Source organism: Pseudanabaena sp. CCNP1317 (assembly GCF_034931345.1).
GTDB classification, from domain to species: Bacteria; Cyanobacteriota; Cyanobacteriia; order Pseudanabaenales; family Pseudanabaenaceae; genus Pseudanabaena; species Pseudanabaena galeata.
Genome location: NZ_JAYGIF010000115.1, coordinates 26,991 through 34,887 on the forward strand (window position 1 = coordinate 26,991; position 7,897 = coordinate 34,887).

6 protein-coding genes are annotated in these 7,897 nt (G+C 41.1%); 2 read left to right on the top strand and 4 right to left on the bottom strand.

Annotated features, from left to right (window positions below; genetic code table 11):
* Positions 1 to 36: 36 nt before the first annotated feature.
* The 3 genes from VB775_RS21275 to VB775_RS21285 all read right to left on the bottom strand — a co-directional run bounded on the left by VB775_RS21275 (position 37) and on the right by VB775_RS21285 (position 1,402).
* Entirely contained in the window at positions 37 to 477 is a 441-nt protein-coding gene (locus VB775_RS21275) for a hypothetical protein (RefSeq protein ID WP_281010009.1), read from the bottom strand.
* A gap of 131 nt (positions 478 to 608) precedes the next feature.
* Positions 609 to 1,001 carry a Rho termination factor N-terminal domain-containing protein gene (locus VB775_RS21280; RefSeq protein WP_281010008.1) on the bottom strand — a complete coding sequence of 131 codons (393 nt, stop codon included), beginning with the start codon at positions 999 to 1,001 and terminating at the stop codon, positions 609 to 611.
* Positions 1,002 to 1,102: 101 nt separating this feature from the next.
* A complete protein-coding gene (locus VB775_RS21285) occupies positions 1,103 to 1,402 on the bottom strand; it encodes a hypothetical protein (RefSeq protein WP_281010007.1) in 300 nt (99 codons plus the stop codon).
* A gap of 354 nt (positions 1,403 to 1,756) precedes the next feature.
* Here VB775_RS21285 and VB775_RS21290 point away from each other — a divergent pair, with 354 nt between their 5' ends.
* Both VB775_RS21290 and VB775_RS21295 read left to right on the top strand, forming a co-directional pair.
* On the top strand, positions 1,757 to 4,285 hold the full coding sequence (locus VB775_RS21290) for a GTPase (RefSeq protein ID WP_281010006.1): 2,529 nt from the start codon (positions 1,757 to 1,759) through the stop codon (positions 4,283 to 4,285).
* A gap of 10 nt (positions 4,286 to 4,295) precedes the next feature.
* Entirely contained in the window at positions 4,296 to 6,038 is a 1,743-nt protein-coding gene (locus VB775_RS21295; protein ID WP_281010005.1) for a GTPase, read from the top strand.
* Between the two features lie 37 nt (positions 6,039 to 6,075).
* On the opposite strand, the gene VB775_RS21300 is transcribed toward VB775_RS21295, so the two are convergent.
* A complete protein-coding gene (locus VB775_RS21300; RefSeq protein WP_407073018.1) occupies positions 6,076 to 7,596 on the bottom strand; it encodes a hypothetical protein in 1,521 nt (506 codons plus the stop codon).
* Positions 7,597 to 7,897: the final 301 nt, after the last annotated feature.

Here is a 7,897-nt window from a genome sequence, read left to right on the forward strand (position 1 = left end):
CATTGGATCTAGTTGCTTTTGGTAGTTGTTGATGGACTAGGCTGCTTTCTTATTCAGGTCTTGGCGATAAACGACAAATCCATTCTTTTGCAGTTCGTCAATGGTGGTTGGCTTTGATGGTAGAAAGTTGATCTTGCCTTCTTTGGTTGCCAAAATCTTACAGCCATAATGGTTTTGCAAGCGTTGAATCACTTTCTCAATCGGCAGGTTGATATTCGCCAAAGCCCATCCCTTCTTCGCTTGGTACAGCCACATCTTGTCTGTGCTGACTTGTGGCTTACGGGCTTTGGGTTTGCGGCTGGTTTCAACCACTGCATTGCTGGCTACTACTGTCTTCTCCAGTTCCTTGATGGGGATTTGTTCGTTGATATGGACGATCAAGGCTCTGGTGGTTACGTGCAGTTCTGCTTGACTCAATTTGTCAATGATTTTTGTGGCTAGTTCTTCTGGGGTATCGAATCTTAGTTGACGTGCCATGTTTTTAGTCTCCTGACTTTATTTTTTGTGGACAATCGTTCACGGACTTTACGCGCTAGCGTTCTTCTTGCTTGTCAATGCAGATTTCTTTCGTTGATGAATATCTACATTGACGCGCTTGCTTTTCTTGTTTAGGTGGTTAGGTAGAGAAGTAGTTCTTTCTTCTTCAGCTTTCGCCAGTTGGGGATTTTGCGTTCTCTCGCTAGGGGTCTGAGTTCTTGAACGGTCATTTTTGTGAGAGGTTTAGTAGCGCTTGCGATGATTTCTGTATTTGCTTTCTTGACTGCTACTTCTAGTTTTGGGGCTGCTTTTGCTGAGGATAGAACTGGGTTTGTAACTTCTAGGTTCTTGGCTGCGGTTTCTGCTACTGCCTCTTGAGGAGTCAGCAGGAATTGCGGTGCGGTTTCAGTCCCTAGTAATGATAGTAGGGCGTAGATGAGGGCAGTCAAGAGTCCCATTATTGCAATCAGACTGATGGTGATGACGGCTTCGATTGCGGTCTTGGTTAATGATTGAGTTTTCATAGGTTTCCTGATAGGGGTCAATGTTTGTTACTGTTGTTGCGAGTGTTTCTAGCGATCCTTGCGGTTCCAATCGAATGTCAGCGAGATCGCTAGATTGATGTTTAATGTGATTCCGTTACGTTTTTTTTAGAGAAGATCTGGGGATAGTCTTCGGACAAGGTTTCTAGATGTCTTGTCGCTACTTCGCGGCAATGTTGCGGATCTGTGGTGTATTCGTTCATTGCTGCTTTGACGAAGTACTCGGCATAGGTCAGCATTTCTACGATGTTCGGATCTACTTTGGAGATTTGGTCTGGATGCTGAGCGAGGTATTCTCCTAGTTCCTGTACGCTTGCTTGTACTGCGTCGAGAAGCAGATCTTTGATTTGGATTGTCCGCTTTGTGCCATCTCTGAAGGTCAATATTTTTGTACCGTTGCCGAAATCTGTTACTTTGGCTTGCATCGATTTGGCGAGGTCTATTTGCTGTTTTGTAGTCTTCAGACAGCGCGATTTCGATCTGAATACCTGCGCTTGCGTTCTGCCTGTTAGCGAACTTATTGCTACTTCCATAAGATTGTTTTTCCTAATTTGTCAATCGTCACGGACTTCAAGCGTAAGCGCTCTTACTAAGCTATCTGAAAATAATGACTTACAGACTATTCAACCCTTAAAAGCTTTGTTTTCTGACTAGTTTTTTGTATCTACAGATGTGGGAATCATAGATTAAAAAGAAATTATCATATATAATTTTTTAAAATGGTAAAAACCTGAAATATGCCGTCAAATGAATCAATAGACTACAAGCTCGTACTAATCGCACATATCATATGTGCTGATCAACAGATCCATAGTGATGAGGCAAAGGCATTGCATGAATTGGCAGAGCAAGTCAATGCCAATCAACAAACTATTGACGAAACAGAGAAAATATTTTCTCAAGATAAACATCTGATCTCTGTTGAAGATGCAGCTAAGAAAATCAAACCCAATGAAAGATCTGAGTCAATCAGACAGGTTTTAGCGATCGCTTATGTTGACGGCTTTTTCTCGCCACTCGAAAGGGAGATGGTGGAGAAAATTGCAGATATATTTGGCTGTTCACAACAACTACAAGACATTATCGAAGCTGCCGAAGAGTTTAGGGCTAATTGTGTCAATGATGATGGTAGTGAGAATGAGTCATCAAAACTCTCTCTTGGTGCAGTCATTCTAAAAGGGGCTGAGTCTCTTTTATCAAGATCGATTGTTCAAAAATTGGGACAAATTGCTCCTGAGAATATTGGACGCAAAATTGAAAAATTGCAGCGAGAAATCTTGCTGTCGGGTGAAGAGTATGACTCGGCTATCAAGCAATGCGGTGATATTGCTAGGGAAGATTATCAGTTTTCGGAACTGTCCCTAAATAGAACTTTACAATCACTAGACAAGCTAAAGATCAATATTCAAAAACGTCTTTCAGTTGTGCAGCATCAATCAAGTGGAAAGGGGACTTCCAGCAGTGCTAAGGAAGTTTTTGCACTACTGGAAGAAACTAGAAAAGCGTTGACAACTGAAATAATCAAAGAGATCGAACTGTTAAGAGAATCTCTAAAAGCTAAACAGCGTGCGCTTAATCACTTTAGTATTGCTTTTATGGGGAAGACAAAAGCGGGGAAAAGCACACTTCACGCCATTGTTACAGGTGGTGGATGGGAAGCTATTGGCGTAGGGAAACAACGCACAACTCGCTACAATCGAGTCTATGAATGGAAAAACATTCGGATTATTGACACCCCTGGAATTGGCGCACCTGAAGACGGAGGCAGAACAGATGAAGAGGTTGCTCAAAGTGTGATTGATGAGTCTGATGTTATTTGCTATGTCGTCACTAATGACAGCATTCAAGAAACTGAATTTAGTTTTCTAAAAAGTTTAAAAGAAAAGACAAAGCCTTTGATTATTCTCCTAAATGTCAAAAACAATTTGCGAGATTCTAGGCGTTTACAACACTTTTTAAGCGATCCCGATAAGCCATTCACACAAGAGGGGAAAAGTAGTCTTAAAGGTCACATTGAGAGAATTCGCCGTTATGCTCAAGAGCATTATGCCAATAACTACTTCGATGTTATTCCTTCTATGCTTTTGGCAGCCCAAATGTCTCGTGAGCCAGAAAACGAGAAAATTAAAGACAAACTATTTGAAGCTAGTAGAATAAAGGATTTTCTAGATTCTATTCGGGTATCTCTAGTCGAATATGGGACAATTCGGCGATCGCAAACTCTTTTAGGCTCAACAGTGGGAACTGTTGAAAAGCCTCACAAATGGCTTACTAAAGAGGTACAAAAATATCAAGAAATGCTTGAAAGTTTAAGGATAAATCGAAGGAAGGTACTAGGAAAAGTCAAATTAGCTGAACAAGATGCTCTCCTTGGCTTAGAAAATCAAATTGGAGAAGTTTTTCAAGATGTCAGTAATAATGCGGTTACATCTTTCGCCAAAGACAATTGGAAATCCGATCAGCCTACGATGAATAAAAACTGGGAGAAAAAGCTCAAAGATATTCGTTTTTCTGAGCGAATTGGTAATGCCTATCAAAAAGTGGGTGAAGAGTTTAAGAAGGAAGCTTCTGAAATTCTTGAAGAATTAGGCAGAGAATTACAGCTTGTCGCAGATCTGTCAGATGGAAGTTTTAAATTTGATAAACATGATATAGATGGTTCTGTAAAGTCTTATCTGAAATGGGGTGGAATAATAGCAGGTATAGCAACAGGAATAATGTTGTTTACTCCACTAGCCCCTTTTGCCTTAGCAGTTGGACTAATTGGTAGTGCAATGGGAATTATTAGTAATTGGTTTAAGTCAGAAGACGAAAAACGTAGGGAAGCTGCTGCTAAAATAACAAGCTCACTGCGTAGTCAACTAGAAATTCAACAAACACAATTTGCAAAAAAGGCAAAAGATGATTTTAGTAAGTCTTGCAGACAAACTGAAAGAGATATCGATCAATATTTTGAAGAACTGATTGCGGGAGTTGAAGCAATTACTTCTGAACTAAGGACATCACAAGTACAGATTCAAGGCACTGCTAACTATTTGAATCGTGCTTATGCCAAGCGCATTATTGATTATTGCCTGAAACAGTATAACCCTCTTACTGATTCAGGCATAAGCCAAACAATTTTTAAAGTTGAGAGACAGTTTGGACAGTCAATAAACATTCAAACCAAGTCAAACATCAAGATATCCAAGAAATTGCAGGAAGATCTCAAACGAATCTTGCAAGAGGATGTCACCATTCAAACTGTAAATACACAATCAAAATAGGTAAAGAACTATGTCTCAAGCAAATACAGGTTTTAAAGCTGCTGAAGTCGGAGCCAAGATCAAGGGAGGGCTTAGCAAATTAGACAAGCTCTTAACTCAATCAAAAAATGATGAGTTGTCTGCTATTCGTGCAAAACTGCGCGATCAGCTAAAAGAATATCAATCACAAGGGGCGATTAGAGTTGCTTTTATTGGTCAGTACAACGCAGGTAAATCTACAATGATTTCTGCTCTCACTGGACGGCGTGACATTCGCATTGACTCTGATATTGCTACCGATACCACCTCTATCTATGATTGGAATGGCATCCAGATAATCGATACCCCAGGTCTTTTCACCGATCGCAAAGATCACGATGACATTACCTATGAGGCAATTGATAAAGCCGACTTACTAGTTTTTTCGCTTACTTATATGCTGTTTGATTCGGTAACAGCGAAAAACTTTAAGTATTTAGCCTATGAAAAGGGCTATCGGTGGAAAATGATGCTTGTTGTGAACAAAATGTCTGACGAAGCTGGCGAAGAGGAACAAAAGATTGCTAACTATCGCCAGAGTCTAGCAACTGCGATCGCTCCTTATAGTCTTGATGAGTTTCCCTTGTGCTTTGTAGATGCTAAGGATTATTGTGAAGGCATAGATGAAGAAGATAGTTTTTTAACTGAAATTAGTCGTTTCCCAACCTTCACTGATGCACTGAATAATTTTGTAGAACGTAGAGCCTCTTTAACAAAATTTGATACCCCGATCCGTATCGTTTTGAGACAATTAGAAGATGCTCAAAACATCGTGGTGCGTGATTCTGTAAAAGATACAGCTTTCTTTGAATTGTTATCTCGCATTAACCGTTTAGTCCAACAAGATCGAGAACGTCTGCGTACTAAAGTCAAAAGTATTACACTTCGTTTGTCTGCCACAGTCGTAAATGAAGGATCTGATCTAGCTGATTTACTCGGTGTAGAAAAAGATTTTGAATCGGCTGCAAAACTGGTAGAAGCAAGAGTACAAAGCCATTGTGAAAAAGCGGCTGAAGAAATTCAAAGAGAAGTTCAGGCTACTCTAGATTCGACGCAAACAGCAGTCACAGAATTATTTCAAGGTGATTTGTTTAATGCTTTTGAGGCGAGATTATCGACAAACCAAAATATCTCTGTAAAATCTGTAACTGCTAGTTCTGATACTGTCAAGCTACAAAGACAAGTTGAAGTCCTTAAAAAGATTTCTACAAATGTAGGAGGAGAGGTCAGAAAATTAGCAGTAAACTCAGGTGCTGTAGGATCTAGCGGATTTTTAGCGGCATCACAAGTAGCAGGTAGTAGCGCTCATCAAATTGTTTACAACGTTGGTAAATTCATTGGTATTAAGTTTGCACCTTGGGGGGCTGTGAACATTGCGAAAAATATTGCTAATGCTATGCCTTTTATTGGTGCAGCAGTCAGCGCTGTATCTGTATTTATGGATGTGAAAGCTATAGAAGAAGAGAAGAAACAGCAACAAGAGCTACTTGATGCTCGCCTAAATCTCACAAGTCAGTTTGTCTCCATTTCTAAACAGTTAGAAGAACAAGCAAATGAGCAACTCAGAGAGTTTGAGTCACAATTTTTTGGCGATATTGAGAAACAAATTTTAGAAGCTCGTCAGCGTGAAGAGGTAGAAATCAAAAGCTCAAATCATTATTTTAGTGAGCTTGTCGATCTCCGTAATGAATTTCAGATGATTCTGAGCGATATATTTAAATCTGCCAATAGTTAAATAGTTTTTTAGGTAAAAATCTTATTTGATCGCTTCTCTATCTTTGTTCTTGCTTTACCTTTTGATTGTCAGATATTAACTGTAGGGCGCGATCGCAGTTTTTGGCATCTCTCACGGTTACTTGGCTGTGGGAGATCTCTAGTCCTTGCTGCACCAGCAATGGTACATACTGGAATTTACCTTGATTCACGACTTTACTATCCAATGTCAATGTATCGGTGGTCTGTTCCCATGCGGCTCGATATTTGCCTTCATTGCCCTTGCGCTCAAATACGAGTTTGCCATCCTGTGATTCTACATAGTCGCTTTTGATTGCCAAGATTTCCCGCCATTGCGAGGCGACGTGCTGGCTTAATGTGTGATGATCCTTGTGCATTGCTTGCTGTGCTTTTTCGGTGATGCTTTCACCTGCAATAAGGTCTTGAATACGGTCTGTGTATTTCTCACTCTTGCCTAAGTAATCGGCAATGCGACTCCATTCCATTAGTTGCTGAATATCGGCAACGATGCTGTTATCGGCTTTGATCGGTTCTGTTGGGAATGGCACGATCTTGCCATCCACATAGTCGCCCAGTGGTTGAAAGTGCATTCCCCATGTGTTGCTATGTCCTTGAAAGGTGGTCAGTTCTTTGGCGCTATGTTTTTCCATTTGTGACCATTGTTGTTGATAGGCTACATCATTCAGCATTTCTGGAGTGATTTTGTACTGTTTGCCTACTTTAAAGGCGACTTTCTGCTCTCCTGCGATCGCGATCGCTATGTCCCCTTCCTTAAATCCATAGGCGGCATAGGGTTCATATCTCCGCGTCGTGTGACATCTGCCATATCCGCGCATTGCTTCGATACAGGTATTGACTGGCAAGGGATTGACTTCTCCATACATCTTGAGGGGATAAACCATCTTGACGGTTTTTCCTATAATTTTTACTGGCGGTTCTGAATGTAATGATTTCTCTTGCTGTGGGGTTTCGGCTTGGTAATAGCCTTGGGGCTGCCAGTTGAGGGCATAGCCTTTTTCTTGCAAATATGACACCACAAGCTGATCTGTTCCTTTGGCATTCCCCACTAATATTTGGCTGCCTGCGGCGATCGCTTGGTCTAGTAACGGTTGGTAATGGCTGGCAAATACTTGATGCAGATCTTGCTCAATCTGTAATTTAGAGCGGTCATCTCCTTCTCTTCGCCAAGGTCCTGACCCACTGACCATGATCGCATCTTCAGATTTATATTTGCCTGTATTCGCCAGTTCTCCCCAAGCTTGTTCGTATAATCTCGTACTGGAATAAACCGTTTCAGGTGTGGCAGCTTTTCCGATAAATTGGGTGGCGATTTCTGCCATGGCTTTATCCTTGCCAAAGTGACTACGCACTGATTCCCTCAATTGCGATTCTATCTTTTCAAGGGGATTTGCATGAGTGCTGCTTTTCTGCGTCTCCATGAGGCTTTCAGATTGAGTATTAGTTTCAGTCTGGACTGTAGTAGTGGGTGTAGTAAGTGCTTCTCGATCCCGCTCTGGATCGTACTTTACCCCCATAGCGGCGAGATTCTTCCAAGACATTTCAATTAAACTTGCTTTTATTGCTTGCCCTTCGTAGAGATAGGTAATTCCGTTAATTCTTCCTCCTGACTGCACTTGTGCTTTTAATCCCACGTTTTCATCGGCAAGCTTTGCCACAAATTCGGTCATTGTCGGTTGGTTTACGGCAGCTTTGGCGATCGCCTCTTTTAATTGCGGGGTAGCTACAGGATACGTGTAAAAACCTGCAAGATAGCCTTCAAATATAGACCAGTCATACATTTGAGCTATACCGAATCAAGAGGGATTAAAATAGCACCTTCCAAGGGAAATGGAATAGATT